General features: G+C 63.8%; 15 protein-coding genes. 6 read left to right on the top strand and 9 right to left on the bottom strand.

Translation table 11 applies throughout. The features are described from left to right. Nucleotides 1–83 precede the first annotated feature (83 nt). From E8Q41_RS19595 to E8Q41_RS19575, 5 genes are all read right to left on the bottom strand, one after another. Nucleotides 84–2,294 (bottom strand): primosomal protein N', encoded by a 2,211-nt coding sequence (locus tag E8Q41_RS19595; protein WP_137157237.1) that lies wholly within the window; start codon nucleotides 2,292–2,294, stop codon nucleotides 84–86. A gap of 93 nt (nucleotides 2,295–2,387) precedes the next feature. Further along, entirely contained in the window at nucleotides 2,388–4,217 is a 1,830-nt protein-coding gene (locus tag E8Q41_RS26170) for an ABC-F family ATP-binding cassette domain-containing protein (protein ID WP_137157236.1), read from the bottom strand. A gap of 3 nt (nucleotides 4,218–4,220) precedes the next feature. Next, entirely contained in the window at nucleotides 4,221–4,865 is a 645-nt protein-coding gene (locus tag E8Q41_RS19585; protein WP_137157235.1) for a thiamine diphosphokinase, read from the bottom strand. Between the two features lie 55 nt (nucleotides 4,866–4,920). Beyond that, complete coding sequence (locus E8Q41_RS19580; protein WP_137157234.1) at nucleotides 4,921–5,307, bottom strand: DUF2794 domain-containing protein; 387 nt, start codon at nucleotides 5,305–5,307, stop codon at nucleotides 4,921–4,923. Between the two features lie 125 nt (nucleotides 5,308–5,432). Then, the gene (locus E8Q41_RS19575; RefSeq protein WP_137157233.1) at nucleotides 5,433–6,176 is read right to left on the bottom strand and encodes a DUF1223 domain-containing protein; all 744 of its coding nucleotides are present in this window, start codon (nucleotides 6,174–6,176) and stop codon (nucleotides 5,433–5,435) included. Between the two features lie 267 nt (nucleotides 6,177–6,443). Between E8Q41_RS19575 and E8Q41_RS19570 the strand changes: the two genes are divergently transcribed. Continuing rightward, entirely contained in the window at nucleotides 6,444–6,899 is a 456-nt protein-coding gene (locus tag E8Q41_RS19570; RefSeq protein ID WP_137157232.1) for an Lrp/AsnC family transcriptional regulator, read from the top strand. Nucleotides 6,900–6,946: 47 nt separating this feature from the next. Here E8Q41_RS19570 and E8Q41_RS19565 read toward each other — a convergent pair whose 3' ends face one another. Next, on the bottom strand, nucleotides 6,947–7,939 hold the full coding sequence (locus E8Q41_RS19565; RefSeq protein ID WP_137157231.1) for an MDR family oxidoreductase: 993 nt from the start codon (nucleotides 7,937–7,939) through the stop codon (nucleotides 6,947–6,949). Nucleotides 7,940–8,072: 133 nt separating this feature from the next. Between E8Q41_RS19565 and E8Q41_RS19560 the strand changes: the two genes are divergently transcribed. The 3 genes from E8Q41_RS19560 to E8Q41_RS19550 all read left to right on the top strand — a co-directional run bounded on the left by E8Q41_RS19560 (nucleotide 8,073) and on the right by E8Q41_RS19550 (nucleotide 10,694). After that, nucleotides 8,073–8,591, top strand: a complete 519-nt coding sequence (locus E8Q41_RS19560) for an L-2-amino-thiazoline-4-carboxylic acid hydrolase (RefSeq protein ID WP_137157230.1) — start codon at nucleotides 8,073–8,075, stop codon at nucleotides 8,589–8,591. A gap of 74 nt (nucleotides 8,592–8,665) precedes the next feature. Next, nucleotides 8,666–9,919, top strand: coding sequence for a flavodoxin-dependent (E)-4-hydroxy-3-methylbut-2-enyl-diphosphate synthase (gene ispG / locus E8Q41_RS19555; RefSeq protein ID WP_137157229.1), 1,254 nt, complete (start codon nucleotides 8,666–8,668; stop codon nucleotides 9,917–9,919). Between the two features lie 109 nt (nucleotides 9,920–10,028). Beyond that, on the top strand, nucleotides 10,029–10,694 hold the full coding sequence (locus E8Q41_RS19550) for an OmpA family protein (protein ID WP_137157228.1): 666 nt from the start codon (nucleotides 10,029–10,031) through the stop codon (nucleotides 10,692–10,694). Between the two features lie 46 nt (nucleotides 10,695–10,740). Here the strand turns inward: E8Q41_RS19550 and E8Q41_RS19545 are convergent, their stop codons facing one another. Further along, nucleotides 10,741–11,379: a LysE family translocator gene (locus tag E8Q41_RS19545; protein ID WP_137157227.1), complete on the bottom strand. Its 639-nt coding sequence runs from the start codon at nucleotides 11,377–11,379 to the stop codon at nucleotides 10,741–10,743. 89 nt (nucleotides 11,380–11,468) lie between these two features. Beyond that, on the bottom strand, nucleotides 11,469–12,203 hold the full coding sequence (locus E8Q41_RS19540; RefSeq protein WP_137157226.1) for a WYL domain-containing protein: 735 nt from the start codon (nucleotides 12,201–12,203) through the stop codon (nucleotides 11,469–11,471). Nucleotides 12,204–12,270: 67 nt separating this feature from the next. On the opposite strand from E8Q41_RS19540, the gene E8Q41_RS19535 reads away from it, so the two are divergent. Further along, nucleotides 12,271–12,585 carry a hypothetical protein gene (locus E8Q41_RS19535; RefSeq protein WP_137157225.1) on the top strand — a complete coding sequence of 105 codons (315 nt, stop codon included), beginning with the start codon at nucleotides 12,271–12,273 and terminating at the stop codon, nucleotides 12,583–12,585. 6 nt (nucleotides 12,586–12,591) lie between these two features. Beyond that, a complete protein-coding gene (locus E8Q41_RS19530; protein WP_137157224.1) occupies nucleotides 12,592–13,713 on the top strand; it encodes a DNA alkylation repair protein in 1,122 nt (373 codons plus the stop codon). Nucleotides 13,714–13,765: 52 nt separating this feature from the next. Here E8Q41_RS19530 and acnA read toward each other — a convergent pair whose 3' ends face one another. Next, complete coding sequence (gene acnA, locus E8Q41_RS19525) at nucleotides 13,766–16,456, bottom strand: aconitate hydratase AcnA (protein WP_137157223.1); 2,691 nt, start codon at nucleotides 16,454–16,456, stop codon at nucleotides 13,766–13,768. Between the last annotated feature and the right edge of the window lie 117 nt (nucleotides 16,457–16,573).

Genomic DNA, 16,573 nt, shown 5'->3' with positions numbered 1-16,573 from the left:
CGCCCCTTATGGCACAGGCGGCCGGCGCTGAGAATCGGGGCGAAACGAGATTGCTGTGACTTTCGCGCAGAGAAAACCGAGAGTCAGAGGAAGCTCTGCGGATCGATATCGAGTTGCACCTGCACGGAGCCGCGCTCCTTCGGGCCCTTCTCCACCATCAAGCGCACGAAGGCCTGCATATCGGCGCCGCGGCGGCCATGGACCAGCAGGCGGAACCGATGACGGCCACGCACCAGCGCCAACGGCGCTTCCGCCGGGCCCAGCACGCTCAGGCCCGACATCTGCGGCGCGGCCTGCCTCAGCCCGCGCGCATGCGCTTCGGCGTCATTGCGGCTGTCGGCCGAGACGATGATCGAGGCGAGCCGCCCGAAGGGCGGCATCAGCGCCTTTTCCCGTTCCAGGATCTCGCGTTCGTAAAAGGCTTCGGAATCGCCCGATACGATGGCCTGCATCACCGGATGGCCGGGCTGATAGGTCTGGATCAGGCCCCGGCTCTGAAGTCCGCTGCGGCCGGCGCGGCCGGTGACCTGCGACAGAAGCTGGAAGGTGCGCTCGGCGGCGCGCGGATCGCCATTGGCGAGACCGAGATCGGCGTCGACGATGCCGACCAGGGTCATTTTCGGAAAGTTATGGCCCTTGGCGACCAGCTGCGTGCCGATGACGATGTCGGCTTCGCCCTTGGCGATCGCCTCGAGCTCCAACCTCAGCCGTTTCACCCCGCCGGCCATGTCGGAGGAGAGCACGATGATGCGGCTTTCGGGAAAGCTTTTCTCCACCTCTTCGGCGATGCGCTCGACGCCCGGTCCGCAGGCGGCGAGATGATCGAGCGCGCCGCATTCCGGGCAGGCGTCCGGGCTCTTCTCGTTATGGCCGCAATGGTGACACTGAAGCACGCCGCGAAAGCGGTGCTCAACCAGCCAGGCCGAACAATTGGGGCATTGGAAGCGATGGCCGCAGACCCGGCAGAGCGTCAGCGGCGCATAGCCGCGACGATTGAGAAAGAGGAGCGATTGCTCGCCGCGCTCCAAAGTCTTGGCCATGCCTTTCAGCATGATCGGCGACAGGAAGCCGCCGCGCGCCGGCGGATGCCGCCGCATATCGACGAGATGGAGATCCGGCAGCGCCGCGCCGCCGAAACGGCCGGGAAGATGAACTTTCTGGTAACGACCCTGATCGGCGTTGACCCGGCTTTCGACCGACGGCGTCGCCGACGCCAGCACGACGGGAAAACCGCCGATGCGGCCGCGCACCACCGCCATGTCGCGGGCATTATAGAAGACGCGGTCTTCCTGCTTGTAAGCCGGATCATGCTCTTCATCGACGATGATCAGGCCGAGATCCTCGAATGGCAGGAAGAGCGCCGAGCGCGCCCCGGCCACCACCTTCACCCGGCCCTCGGCGGCCTGACGCCAGACGCGCTCGCGCATGCGCGGCGGCAGATCGGAATGCCATTCGGCGGGCTTGGCGCCGAAACGATCCTGGAACCGTTCGAGAAAAGCGGGCGTGAGCGCGATTTCCGGCAGCAGGATCAGCGCTTGCTTGCCCTGCCGGATGGCCTCGGCGATCGCTTCGAAATAGACTTCGGTCTTGCCCGATCCGGTGACGCCGTCGATCAGCGTGACGTTGAATTCGCCGCGGCGCACCGCCTCAATCAGCTGGTCCGCGCCCTCGCGCTGATCGGCCTCCAGTTGCGCCTGGGCGTAATCGGCTTCCGGTTCGGCGGTCACGGGCGGCGGCGGCAGAAAGATCGGCTCGAACACGCCTTGCGTGGTCAGACCGTCGATGACGGAGGTGGAAACGCCGGCGGCATGCGCAAGCCCCGATCGCGTCCAGGCCGGCCCCTCGGCGGCCAGCGCGATGACGCGGCCGCGCGCCGGGGTCATGCGTTCGGGCCGGCTGTCCGTCAGCCGCAACCCTTCCACCATGGGTTCAGGGTCGAAGGCGGCCGGCGCGCGCAGCGCCATCCGCGCCACCAGACCGGGCGGCGATATCGTATAGCTCGCGACCCAGTCGATGAACTGCCGCATGTCTTTCGTCAGCGGCGGGCAATCGAAAACGGCAGTGATCGGCTTGAGTTTCTTGGGGTCGATCTGGTCGGCGGGTTCGCCGTCCCAGACGACGCCGAACACCTGACGCGGCCCAAGCGGGATCTGCACGATCGAGCCGGGCTCGACATGCATGCCCTCAGGCACGGCGTAGGAATAGGGTTTGGGGGCCGGCAACGGGGCCATGACCGCCGCCACTTTCGGCCGCGGCCTGTCTCCGAACAGGTCGTCCAGCGAATCTCTTGCCATCCTCGTGAAATGGCACATCCGGGCCGGCAATGAAAACAGGCCCGGCGCATTTTCTCGGTCGGGGCGCGTCGCGCCTCAGCCGAAGAGGTGCTGTCAGCCTTCAAGCTCTTCGCGGAGGATTTCGAGCTCCAGCCACTCTTCCTCCATGCGCGCCAGCTCGTCGCGAGCCTTTTCGAGCTGGGCGGCGATCTTGGAGAAACCGTCGGGATCGCGGGTGAAGAGGTTGGGATCGGCCATCTTCTTCTCGAAGCCGGCGATTTCGACTTCCTTCGCCGCCATCTGCTTGGGCAGATTCTCAATGGCGAATTTCTGCTTGAACGACAGTTTGCCCTTGTTCTTGCCTACGTCGGAGACGGTGGCCGGGGCGTCGGCTTTCGCCTGGGCCGCTTTTTCCTTCTCGACCTTGCGGCGCTCGTCCGCCTGACCCTTGCGCTGCGTCAGCATGTCGGAATAACCGCCGGCATATTCGATCCAGCGGCCATCGGGATGTTCGGGATCGGCGGGCGCGATGGTCGAGGTGACAGTGCGGTCGAGGAAGTCGCGGTCGTGGCTGACGAGGATGACGGTGCCCTGATAGCCCGAGACGACTTCCTGCAGGAGATCCAGCGTCTCGATGTCGAGATCGTTGGTCGGTTCGTCGAGGATCAGCAGGTTGGAGGGCCGGGCCAGGATGCGCGCCATCATCAACCTGGCGCGCTCACCGCCCGACAGATTGAGGATCGGCGTCCGCGCCTGCTCCGGCTGGAACAGGAACTCCTTCATATAGCCGGTGACGTGCCGCTGCACGCCATTGACCAGCAGGTTCTCGCCGCGGCCATCGGTCAGGTAGTTCGCCAGCGTGTCGCTGAGATCGAGATCTTCGCGCTTCTGGTCAAGCGTGGCTATATCGAGGTTGGTGCCGAGCTTGATGAGTCCCGAATCCGGTTCGAGCTGTCCGGTGAGCATCTTGAGCAGTGTGGTCTTGCCCGCGCCGTTCGGCCCGACGAGACCGATGCAATCGCCGCGATGGACGCGCAGCGAAAACGGCGCGACGATGGTGCGGTCGCCATAGGTCTTGGTGATCTTGTCCGCCTCGATGACCAGTTTGCCGCTTTCGCGTCCTTCCGCGACGGTCGCCTGCACCGAGCCCACCGCGCCCTTATGGGTGCGATGACGCTGGCGCATGTCCTGCAATTCTCCGAGACGGCGCATGTTGCGCTTGCGTCGGGCGGTCACGCCATAGCGCAGCCAGTGTTCTTCGCGCTCGATGGCCTTGCCGAGCTTGTGCTGCTCCATCTCTTCTTCTTCGAGCACCTTGTCGCGCCAGGCTTCGAAATGCCCGAAGCCGCGATCGAGCCGGCGGGCGACGCCGCGATCGAGCCAGATGGTGGCGGTGGAGACCTTTTCGAGAAAGCGCCGGTCGTGCGAGATCAGGATCAGCGCGCTCTTGGTCTTCATCAGCTCGCCTTCCAGCCATTCGATGGTCGGCAGGTCGAGATGGTTGGTCGGCTCGTCGAGCAGGAGAATGTCGGGCTCGGGCGCCATGACGCGGGCGAGCGCGGCGCGGCGCGCTTCGCCGCCCGAGAGATTGGCGGGGCTCGACGCGCCGTCGAGGCCGAGATGCTCCAAGAGATAGGTGACGCGATAGGGATCGTCGGACGGGCCGAGGCCCGCCGCTGCATAGGCTTCGATCGTGGCGTAGCCTTCGAAATCCGGCGCCTGATGCAGATAGCGAACGGTCGAGGCAGGATGCCGGAACACCTCGCCCGACTGCGGCTCGACGAGGCCGGCGGCCATTTTAAGCAGCGTCGATTTGCCGGAACCGTTGCGGCCGACGAGGCAGACGCGCTCACCGGGTTCGAGCTGGAAGCTGACGCCGTTCAGGAGCGGCGCGCCGCCGAAACTGAGGTGGATGTCGTCGAGCTTGAGAATGGGCGGGGCCAAGGGTCACACTCCGGTCATGTCATAGGGACGCGCAAGCGTCACGGCCCGGCCAGCGCCGAGCCTCAGGGTGATCGGTCCTTCTGCGACATTGGACAATGTGCGCGAGGAGCCGAAGGGAAGGTGGAAATCGTCAAGCGGATAGCGGGCGTTTTCGATGGTGAGGCCGCTCAGATCGGAAAAGCCCATGATCGAGAACAGGCTGCCCGAGGGAAGGTCGAGATGGATCGCCCCCGCCAGCAACGGATAGCCCTCTTCGTCTCCGGACGTGAGCATGACGTCGACGCCGCGTTCGGCGAGGGCGACCGCATGCAGGAGATGGCCGACGCCATGATCGGTGCGCGTCCCGCCCATCGCCCCCAAAAGGATAAGACGCCGAGCGCCGAGCGCAATGGCCCGTTCGACCGCCAGTTCCCCGTCCGTCAGCGCCTTGTCGGGCGGATGCGTCTCGCGCGGCGTGTCGGGAAAGCGGGCGAGAAGCGTGTCGGAGGCGGAATCGAAATCGCCGAGCCAGAGTTCGGGCTCAACCTCAAGCGTCTCGGCATGCGCCATCCCGCCATCGGCGGCGATGACACGCGCGCCGAAAAGTTGCGATTGTAGCCGTGGGGTCGCGACGAGACGACCGCCGAGCAGAATGGCGAAAGTGGTCATGGCGACCGCTTTAGACGAAAACGAACCGGATGGGGAGGGCGTGGGCGCACGAATTTCAGTCGCGCAGCTTCTGGACCTTGTCGAAGAATTTCAGCACCTGGGCCAGTTCATGGCCGCGCTTCAAGATGCGCCCCTGCGTGTTCACAATCGCGAAAGCCCCCTGTTTGGAGGCGAGCCTCGGAACTTTCTCGACCTGATAGAGCGGCGCATCGCCCGAACGCTTGTAGATCGAGAACACCGCCTTGTCGCGGAAGAAGTCGATCGCGTAGTCCTTCCACTCGCCCTCGCCGACCATACGGCCGTAGATGCGCAGAATTTGACTGAGTTCGAGACGATGGAAGGTGACCGGCGCGGGATCGCGCGCTTCGCGATAGTCCTTGAGGTCGATGACCGCCGGACCGTTGCGCTCGGAAGAGCCCTGCTGCTCGGTGTGATCCGCCATGGAAACCCTTGCGCCGAAATGCCTTGCGACTAGATCCGCCCCGCGCTCGCGCATATGACGGATTGACGACAATGTGCCTGAACGAGCCGGAATTGCAAGCCAAATTGGTTGGCGGCAGACCGGGGCTACAGGGCGGCGGCTCCGAAAATGCGGCCAGGATTGCCGTCGGCGTCATGCGCCTGAAGCAGAATGGCGCAGCCGTCATAACCCGGTTTGGAGCCGACCGAGGCGGGGAGCTTCAGCGTCATCGGCTTGCCGTCCCACACGCCGACCGTCTCGAGCTTGGTGACCGCATTGCGGTAATGCAGGGTCTTGCCGGTGTTTTCGCCGCTTTCGATCGCGACCGTGGTGCTGCGCTTGAAATAGGCGACCACCACATTGGCCTTGCCCGAGCCCGAGCCGATGGCGATGGTCATCGCCTCCGGCGTGAGCCGGGCGGAGACGGGAACGCTGACGGCCTGGCCGCCCCGCGCCAGAGCGTCGAGATCGGACATGACATTGGCGAGCCCGCTGGTCTTGGCCGTGCGCACGCCATTCAACACGATCTGCGGCGTAAACACATTGCTCGCGCCGAAACTCTTGCTGTAGCCATATTGCCGCTCGGTGTTTTCGCGCGCCGACAACGTGTCCTGCCAGCCCAGATAGTTCCAGTAGTCGACGTGATAGGAAATCGCGATGATGTCGCGCCGATCTGCCAGCCGCGCAAATGCGGCGTCGGCCTTGGGGCAGGAGGAACAGCCTTGCGAAGTAAAGAGTTCAACCACGCCGACAGGCTTGGACGTCGCCGTTTCGCCGGCGCGGCACTGAAGGCCAAACACGGCAAGACCGGACGCGCCCATGGCGAGAAGAACGTATGCAAGCCTGCGCAATGAATTTGCCTTTCGATCGGGCGCGTCTACCCGCCCCTTGCCTCGCGATCCTATAGCGGAAAGGGCCGTCACGCCCCAATCAAATTCGCTTGAGCGGAAGGCGGTGTCCCGCTCGGCTTTTTGTGCGGGTGTCGGGAACAAATTCGCAACGACAGTGTTACGTTGCAGGAAAACCCGGTTCTTTCACGAAAGGCAAAAAATGCCCTTTCGGCTACCGGGATTTCCGATTAAAAAGTTTCGCTCTTATAAAAAATCCGGAGGTTGCATATGAGTATATTGGACGAAACGGATCGCAGCCTGCTCGCCCTGCTCCAGAAGAATGACAGGCTGTCGCTCGCGGAGATCGGCCAAGAGCTCAAGCTGGCGCCCTCGACCGTGAACGATCGCATCAAGCGATTGATCCGCAACGAAATTATTTCCGGCTTCCATGCGGCCGTCAATCCGGAGAAAGTCGGGCTCGATCTTCTGGCCTTTGTTTTCGTCGGCTGGAACGATCCCGAAGTCGAAGAGCGGTTTCTAAAAAAGGTTGCAGAGAGCGGCGCAGTTCTGGAGTGCCATCACGTCACCGGCGCATGGAATTACCTCTTAAAGGTGCGACTCAAGAACACCCGCGAACTCGAACGGTTCCTCGCCCAGGAACTCAAGTCGATCGAGGGTCTGATGCGCACCGAAACGCTGATCGTCCTGTCTTCCGCCAAGGAAGTCTCCACCCTCGCCGTCTGAAATCGGCAAGGGTTCCCTCCTTCTGCCCGTGGCGACGCGGCGCACCTTCACAATTGCGGATTGACCACGACGCGGCCCTTGACGCCACCTTTCAGGATGGCTGCGCCCAGCGCCGGCATCTCAGAAAGGCTGTGTTCGCTCACCATGGCCTCGAGCCGATCCACCGGCAGGTCGGAGGCGAGCCGCGCCCAGGCCTCGACGCGCTGGCCGTACGGCCGCATGACCGAATCGATGCCGAGCAGATTGACGCCGCGGAGCAGGAAGGGAATGACGGTGAAAGAGGGCACGGCGGCGCCCGCAGCCAGCCCGATCGCGGCCACGGAGCCGTTATACTTGACCTGTTTGAGCACCCGCATCAGCATATCGCCGCCCACCGCATCGATGCCGGCGGCGAACCGTTCCGATTCCAGCGGCTTGCTGTTGGCCTCGGCAAGCTCGGCGCGCGGTATGATCGCACTGGCGCCCAAGCCGCGCAGATAGTCCTCCGTCTCGGGACGGCCCGTGACGGCGGCCACCTGATAGCCGAGTTCAGCCAGGATCGCCACGGCGACGGAACCGACGCCGCCGGCCGCGCCGGTCACCACCACCTCGCCCTGTTCAGGCGCAAGGCCTGCTCTTTCGAGCGCGATGATCGCCAGCATCGAGGTGAGACCCGCGGTGCCGATGGCCATGGCCTGGCGCGTCGAGATCTCGTCGGGCAGTTTCACCAGCCAGTCGGCCTTGACCCTCGCCCGCGTCGCGTAGCCGCCCCACCAGACCTCGCCGACCCGCCAGCCGGTCAGCACCACCCGATCGCCTGGCTGATAGCGAGGATCCGCCGATTTCTCGACCACGCCGGAAAAATCGACGCCCGGCACATGTGGGAAAGCGCGCACCAGCCCGCCCTTGCCATGCATGCAGAGCCCGTCCTTGTAGTTCAGCGTCGAATACTCGACCTTCACCGTGACGTCGCCATCGGGAAGCGCAGCGTCGTCCAATTCCTCGACAGCCTGCGACACCGCGCCGTCTTCCGCCTTGCGGACCACCAAAGCCTTGAACATGCAAACCTCCCTGAATTGACGCCGCAGTGTTCGCCCGAACCGCGCGGGATGGCAACTGGCAAAAAGTCTGATGACGCCGCAAGGTTTTCTTCTCGCTTGCGCCGCACTATCTTCGGGCAAACAGGAGGCCGCCATGAGCGATCAGAACAATCCCGCCACCCAAGGCGAAATCGGCATTCTCGCCCGCCGCACCATCGAGGCCGGCATCATCAAGCCGGTCTATGAGGAAATGAAGGCGGAGATCGGCGAGGAAAAGGCCAAGGCGATCATCGATTCGGCGATCCGCAAGGCGGCCATCGCCGCCGGCGCCGCCTTTGCCGCCAAGACGCCGGGCGGCACGAGTCTCAGAACCTTCCAGGATCTTCAGAGCCTCTGGACCCAGGACGACGCGCTGACGATCGAAGTGACCAAGGCGACCGACAGTGAATTCCATTACCGCGTCGATCGCTGTCGCTACGCCGAGACCTATCGCGCCATGGGTCTCGGCGACATCGGCCATCTCCTGTCCTGCAATCGCGACGGCACCTTCTGCACCGGCTATGACCCGCGCATCACCCTGAAGCGCACCCAGACGGTGATGGAAGGCGCGAGCCATTGCGATTTCCAATACAGCTTCGATCCGGAGGCCGCGCCCGTCAAAACCTCGCCATGAAGCGGCGCTTTCCTTGACATTGGCCCGCCTCTTTGCCACCTGACAGCCAACGACCTCACTTGCTGGAAAAAGCCATGTCGCTTCCCACCGATTTCGATCCGAAACCGCGCCGCGCCTCCGTCGCCGTCGATGTCGGCGGCGTGATCGTCGGCGGCGGGGCCCCCGTCGTCGTGCAGTCGATGACCAATACGGATACGGCCGATGTCGATGCGACAGTGGCCCAGGTCGCGGCGCTCCACCGCGCCGGCTCCGAAATCGTCCGCATTACGGTGGATCGCGACGAGAGCGCAGCCGCGGTGCCGAAGATCCGCGAGCGCCTGCTGCGGCTCGGCATGGATGTGCCGCTGGTCGGCGATTTCCACTATATCGGCCACAAGCTGCTCGCCGATCATCCCGCTTGCGCCGAGGCGCTGGCGAAATACCGCATCAATCCCGGCAATGTCGGCTTCAAGGACAAGAAGGACAAGCAGTTCGCCGACATCGTCGAAATGGCGATCCGCTATGACAAGCCTGTCCGCATCGGCGTCAACTGGGGCTCGCTCGACCAGGAACTGCTGACGCGGCTGATGGATGAGAACCAGGAAAGGGGCTTTCCGCTTTCGGCCCGCCAGGTGACGCGCGAGGCGATCGTGCAATCGGCGCTGCTGTCGGCGCAATTGGCCGAAGAGATCGGCCTGGCCAGAAACCGCATCATTCTCTCGGCCAAGGTCAGCCAGGTGCAGGATCTCATCGCTTGCTACCAGATGCTGGCTGAACGCTGCGACCATGCGCTTCATCTCGGCCTGACAGAAGCCGGCATGGGCTCGAAGGGCATCGTCGCGTCGTCCGCCGCCATGGGCTATGTGCTGCAGCATGGCATCGGCGACACGATCCGCGTCTCGCTGACGCCCGAACCGAACGGCGACCGCACCCGCGAAGTGATCGTGGCGCAGGAATTGCTGCAGGTCATGGGCTTCCGCCAGTTCCTGCCCGTCGTCGCCGCCTGTCCGGGCTGCGGCCGCACCACCTCCACGGTGTTTCAGGAACTCGCCCAGAAGATCGAGACCGACCTGCGCAAGAACATGCCGGTCTGGCGCGAGAAATATCCCGGCGTCGAGGCGCTCAACGTCGCGGTCATGGGCTGCATCGTCAACGGCCCCGGCGAGAGCAAGCATGCCGATATCGGCATCTCGCTGCCCGGCACGGGCGAAAACCCGGCGGCCCCGGTGTTCATCGACGGCCAGAAGGCGCTGACCCTGCGCGGACCCCAGATCGCCGCAGATTTCGAGGCGCTGGTGATCGACTATATCGAGAAGCGTTTCGGTCGAAAAAACCAGGCTGCCGAGTAATTTCAGCCCTATCGTTTCAAAATTCCTGCGACCGCCTCATCGCGGGCGCTCTTCATTTTGCCGTATTTGTTCTATTGTGGCGTATCCACGCCATGAAGGGAACATTCCGGTGATGAAGAAGTTTATGCTGCTTGCGCTTTGCGCAACCTATCTCTCGGCCTGCACGACGACCGATCCCTATACGGGGGAAAAGAAGATTTCCAACACCGCCGGCGGGGCGGCGATCGGGGCCGGTCTGGGCGCGCTCGCGGGTCTGGCGATAGGCAATGACGGCCCGGGTCGGCGCAATGCGGCGCTGATCGGCGCAGGTCTTGGCGCGCTGGCGGGCGGCGCGGTCGGCAATTACATGGACAACCAGGAAGCCGAACTGCGCACCCAGCTGCAGGGCACCGGCATCTCGGTGACCCGCGCCGGCGACCGCATCATCCTCAACATGCCCTCGAACGTGACCTTCGACACCGATCAGGACGCGGTGCGCTCGGAATTCTATCCGACGCTCAATTCCGTGGCGATCGTGCTGCGCAAGTTCAACAAGACGCTGATCGACATCGCCGGCCACACCGATTCGACCGGCAGCCTCGGGCACAATCAGGAACTCTCCGAGCGCCGCGCCGTCTCCGTCGCCAATTATCTCGGCGGCCAGGGCATCGACACCCGCCGCATCGCCGCCATGGGCTATGGCCCGAGCCGGCCGGTTGCCTCGAACGCCTCGCCCGAGGGACGCGCCCAGAACCGCCGCGTCGAAATCTCGATATCGCCGCTCAAGGGCGCCTGAGACGACCAATCAGGAGAGGCGCAGCAGGTTCTGCGCCTTTTCTCTGTCAGAGTCGCGCCGTCAGCAGCTTGACGCCGGCAAAGGCGAAGAAGGCGCCCATGACGCCGTCAATTCCCCGACGACCCCTGCGATAGAGCGCCACGACCGGCCGAAGCGAAAACAGCGCCGCCATGCCGTTGAGCGACACGAGACCGATCAGGAAACATCCGGCGATGTAAAGCGCGATCATCGAGGCCGGCGCGCCCATGGGCAGACCGAGCGAGATCAGCGAGATCCAGGCCAGCACCGCCTTGGGATTGGTGAGATGCAGGCCAAGCCCCTTGAGATAGAGGCGGCGCAAGCTGTCCTTGCCGCCATCTTTCGCCGCCTCGGCCAGATCACCCGACGTCATCGCCGAGCGGAACGATTTCCAGGCGAGATAGAGCAGATAGAGGCCGCCGGCGATCTTCAGCACGATCAAGACCTCGGCATAGCTGGCCATCACCGCCGCGAGCCCGATCGCCGAAGCGCAGGCCCAGGTCAGCGATCCGGTCATCACCCCCAGCGCAAAGGCCATGCCGGCGGCGCGGCCGCGCGTGATCGAGGTCGAGATCAAGGCCAGCGTCGCCGGGCCGGGGCTGATCACGGCGATGAAATAGGCCATCCAGGCAAGGGCGAGATGGGGAAGCGTGTCAGCGATCGACATGGGCGGAGGTCCTTTTGGCCGGACCTTAGCGAAACTCGCGATGAACGAAAGCGACTTTTGCTGAAGGTGGCATCACTGAAAGTGATGGATCAGGGACGGATGGCGCGGATATCGGCGATCGCCTCATCGAACTCCCGCGCCGGGCGAAGCGTAAACGGGACGTCCGTCAAATGCGCTTCGAGGATGCGGTCGCAGCGGAAACTGCGAACGGCCTGCCGCTTGTGGTCCCAGCCCATGACGTACCAGACGGGCGTATTGAGGAGCAGCCATTGCGGCTCGACTTCGCGCTCGGTCAGCCGTCCCGCGACGTCGCGATAAAAGAGGCGCACCCGTCGCTGTTCGAGAAAACCCGTCAGCAATGCTTCGCTGATCTCGGGGCCGAGCGGCGAGAAGCTTTCCAAAACGGCTGCGGAGGCCGAACCGCCGATCAGAATCCGGCTTCGCAGCCCGGCGATCTTGTCCTTGAGCGACGGCGCGAAGGAGGCGACCAGCTTGCGCCTGATCGCGGCGAGATTGGCGATCAGCCAGGGCGACGGCAATTGCTCGGCGATGGCGAGACTGACCAGCAACTCCACCGCTTCGCGATAGGTGAGGCTCAGCCGCCCGACGCCCCACTGACGCGGCAGACGCAGCCCGCCGCCGCGCCCCCGATCGGCCTCCACCGGAACGCCCCTGTCACGCAAGAGAGCCAGGTCGCGGCTGATCGTCCTGAGACTGACGCCAAGTCGCTCCGCCAAGCCATTCGCCGTCAGTGCGGCGTCGTCCTTGAGCAGGGCGGCGATGGCGTCGAGCCGTTCAAGGCGGGAGAGGTCAGAAGAGCGCATGAAAGAAACATGCCATTAAATGGCGTATTATTCCATAGACCATGCTCATCGACAGAGGAGACATGCGATGACGACGAGAAATATCGAGATGGCCAGCTTCCGGCTGAAGCAGGAAATTGAAGAAGCGGACTTCGTCGCCGCGTCTGACCGATTTCAACATGTGTTCCTGAATGGCGCGCCCGGTTTCCTGAAAAGAGAATTGTTGCGCGGGCCCGAAGGCGTCTATCTGGATCTGGTCCATTGGCGCAGCAAGGAAGACGCGGAGACGATGATGAACACGGCCATGACGTCACCCGATTGCGCCGCCTATTTCGCGCTGATGGATCTTCAGGACACGACCATGCGCCACTTTGAGTCCCTCGCCGTCTATCCGGGACAGTGACGGGTCATGGAACCGCTCAAAAATCTGTTCTCGCGCGACCTCGTGGACTGGACCGCCTTCCACCTGCAGCGCGTCGCGCCGGAGATCGACGCGGCGTCTTTCACAGACGCTGTGATGACGCGGCTGCCGGACCTCGAACTGAAGGCGCGCGCGCAACTGGTTGCCGACGCCCTAAATGACCGTCTGCCAAGAGAACCCGAGCGCCGCTTTCCCCTGCTCCGCGCCATGCTGCATCCCGATGAAGGCGAGGACAACGACAGGGGATCGGACGCCAAGGGCCTGCGCGGTTGGGCGATCATGCCGCTCACTTTGCTGGTCGGCCAGCATGGGCTGGACGATTTCGACGGCGCGATGGCGTTGATGCGCGACATGACCAAACGCCTGACCAGCGAGTTCGGCATCCGCTATTGCCTGAAGCATGATCTCGCGCGCGGTCTCAGGATCATGGAAGACTGGGTCGACGATCCCAACCCGCATGTCCGGCGGTTGGTGTCGGAAGGATCTCGTCCGCGCCTGCCCTGGGCGATGCAACTGCCGGCGCTGATGGCGGACCCCAGTCCGATGCTGCTGCTCCTGACCCGGCTACGCGACGATCCGTCGGATTATGTGCGCCGCTCCGTCGCCAATCATCTCAACGATATCTCCAAGGATCATCCGCGCCTGACGTTGGATCTGGCCCGCGACTGGGCCAAGGATGCGCCCCCTGAGCGTCTGTCCCTGCTCAAACACGGCCTGCGGACGCTGATCAAGAAGGGCGATCCCGGAGCGCTGGAGATTTTCGGTCGCAATGCGCCTGCCGTCTCGACCAGCCCGTTGCGCCTCTCCCTGTCCAGAATCGTCATGCCCGACACACTGGTCTTCGAAGCCGGGATTACGTCATTGGCGGATCATGCGCAGATGCTGACGGTCGACTACGTCATCCATTTTCGCAAGGCGCGGGGCGTGACGGCGGCGAAAGTGTTCAAGGGGGGCTCGCTGACGCTGGCGCCCGGCGAAGAGAGGCTGTTCCGCCGCAGCCACGCCTTCCGTCCGATCACCACCAGACGATATTACGCCGGCGAACATTCCATCTGCCTCAGGATCAACGGCGTCGATCAGACCCCCGCCTGCTTTGATCTCACCCCATGAAAAAACCGCCGGGATTGCTCCCGGCGGCTCGATATCACACGCGTCGCCCTGATCAGGCGGCGAGGTCGCGCAGCACCGTCTGCAGGATGCCGCCATTGTGGAAGTAGTCGATCTCGTCGAGCGTATCGATGCGGCAGATGATCGGGATGTCCTTCACCGTGCCGTCGCCATAGGTGACCTTGGCCACCGTCTTCTGGCGCGGCTTGATCTCGGCCAGGCCTTCGATCGTCACCACTTCGTCGCCCTTGAGGCCGAGGGTCGCCCAGGTCTGGCCGTCCTCGAACACGAAGGGAACGACGCCCATGCCGACCAGGTTCGAGCGATGGATGCGCTCGAAGGACTGGGCGATCACGGCGCGCACGCCGAGCAGGTTGGTGCCCTTGGCTGCCCAGTCGCGCGAGGAGCCGTTGCCATATTCGACGCCGGCGAAGATCACCAGCGGCACGCCTTCGTCCTTGTACTTCATCGCGGCGTCGTAGATCGACATCTCTTCCTTGGAAGGATAGTGGATCGTATAGCCGCCTTCCTTGCCGTTCGCGCCCAGCATGTGGTTGCGGATGCGGATATTGGCGAAGGTGCCGCGCATCATCACTTCATGATTGCCGCGACGCGTGCCGTACTGGTTGAAGTCGGCAACGGCGACGCCATGGCCGAGCAGATAGGCGCCGGCCGGCGAGGCAGCCTTGATCGAACCGGCCGGAGAGATGTGGTCGGTGGTGATCTTGTCGCCGAACAGACCCAGGACGCGCGCGCCCTTGATGTCGGTCACGCCGCCGGCTTCCTTCTTCATGCCGACGAAGTAAGGCGGGTTCTGCACATAGGTGGAGTCGTCGTCCCAGGCATAGGTCTGACCATCCGGAACCTGCACGGCCTGCCAGTTGGCGTCGCCCTTGAACACGTCGGCATACTTGCTCTCGAACAATTCGCGCGTGACGTATTTCTGGATGAACTCCTGCACTTCGGCAGAGGTCGGCCAGATGTCCTTGAGGAAGACCGGGTTGCCGTCCTGGTCGTGGCCGAGCGGCTCCTTGGTGAGGTCCTTCTGCACTGTGCCGGCCAGCGCGTAAGCAACGACGAGAGGCGGCGAGGCGAGATAGTTGGCCTGGACGTCAGGCGAAATGCGGCCTTCAAAGTTGCGGTTGCCCGAGAGCACGCCGGCGGTGATCAGGCCCTTCTCGTTGATGGTCTTGGAGATCGGCGCCGGCAGCGGGCCGGAATTGCCGATGCAGGTGGTGCAGCCGAAGCCAACCAGGTTGAAGCCGAGCGCGTCGAGCGACACCTGCAGACCGGCCTTTTCCAGATATTCCGCGACGACCTGCGATCCCGGCGCCAGCGACGTCTTGACCCAGGGCGCGGACTTCAGGCCCTTGGCGACCGCGTTGCGGGCGAGAAGGCCGGCGGCGATCAGCACGCTCGGGTTGGACGTGTTGGTGCAGGAGGTGATGGCGGCGATCGCCACGTCGCCATGGCCGAGATCGAAATCCGTGCCTTCGACCGCATAGCGGTTGGTCAACTGGCCCGGCTTCTTGTAGTCGCCCTCGAGCGCGGTCGCGAAGTTCGGCGCGATGGTCTCGAGCGGCAGGCGGCCTTCCGGACGCTTCGGGCCGGCCATGGACGGCACGACGTCGCCGAGGTCGAGTTCGAGCGTGTCGGTGAAGACGAGGTCGGCGCCGTCGCCGTCACGCCACATGCCCTGCGCCTTGGAATAGGCTTCCACGAGCGCGATGCGGTCCTTGGCGCGGCCGGACATGTCGAGATAGCCGACCGTGGCCGAATCAACCGGGAAGAAGCCGCAGGTCGCGCCGTATTCCGGACCCATATTGCCGATGGTGGCGCGGTCGGCGACCGGCAGCGTGTCGAGGCCGGGGCCGAAGAATTCGACGAACTTCGACACGACGCCCTTCTTGCGCAGCATCTGCACGACGGTCAGCACGAGGTCGGTGGCGGTGACGCCTTCCTTGAGCGTGCCGGTCAGCTTGAAGCCGATGACTTCAGGCAGCAGCATAGAGACAGGCTGGCCGAGCATGGCGGCTTCGGCTTCGATGCCGCCCACGCCCCAGCCGAGCACGCCGAGACCGTTGATCATGGTCGTGTGGCTGTCGGTGCCGACGCAGGTGTCGGGGTAAGCGACGGTTTCGCCGTCTTCATCCTTCGTCCAGACGGTCTGGCCGAGATATTCGAAATTCACCTGGTGACAGATGCCGGTGCCCGGGGGAACGACGCGGAAATTCTTGAACGCCTGCTGGCCCCACTTCAGGAAGCGGTAACGCTCGCCGTTGCGCTCATATTCGAGCTCGACATTGCGGTTGAACGCCTGCGGCGTGCCGAACTCGTCGACGATGACGGAGTGGTCGATGACCAGATCGACGGGAACGAGCGGGTTGATCTTTTCCGGATCGCCGCCGAGCGCCTTGATGCCGTCGCGCATGGCTGCGAGGTCGACGACGGCGGGAACGCCGGTGAAGTCCTGCATCAGCACGCGGGCCGGGCGATAGGCGATCTCATATTCGGTGAGGCCCTTGTTGACGAGCCAGGCGGCGACCGCCTGGATGTCGGCCTTGGTGACCGAACGATCATCTTCGTTGCGGAGCAGGTTTTCGAGAAGGACCTTCATCGAATAGGGAAGCTTGGAAACACCGGCCAGGCCGTTGGCTTCGGCCTTCGGCAGGCTGTAGTAGACATAGTCCTTGCCGTTCACGGTCAGCGTAGAGCGGCAATTGAAACTATCGAGGGAATGCGACATGGAAAACCCGTCTCGTCTGTTCAGCTGAACTGACGTGCGAACGCCCGGCGCCCGAAAGCGCATGATGGGATGCGGGTGCAACCATTTCCGCTGTCCGCACGAAGAATTGTTTTTCAA

It is taken from the genome of Rhizobium sp. FKL33 (assembly GCF_005222915.1).
GTDB lineage: Bacteria > Pseudomonadota > Alphaproteobacteria > Rhizobiales > Rhizobiaceae > Rhizobium_E.
Note: the sequence above shows the minus strand (reverse complement) of the source record. Positions and strands in the feature narration are given on the sequence as shown.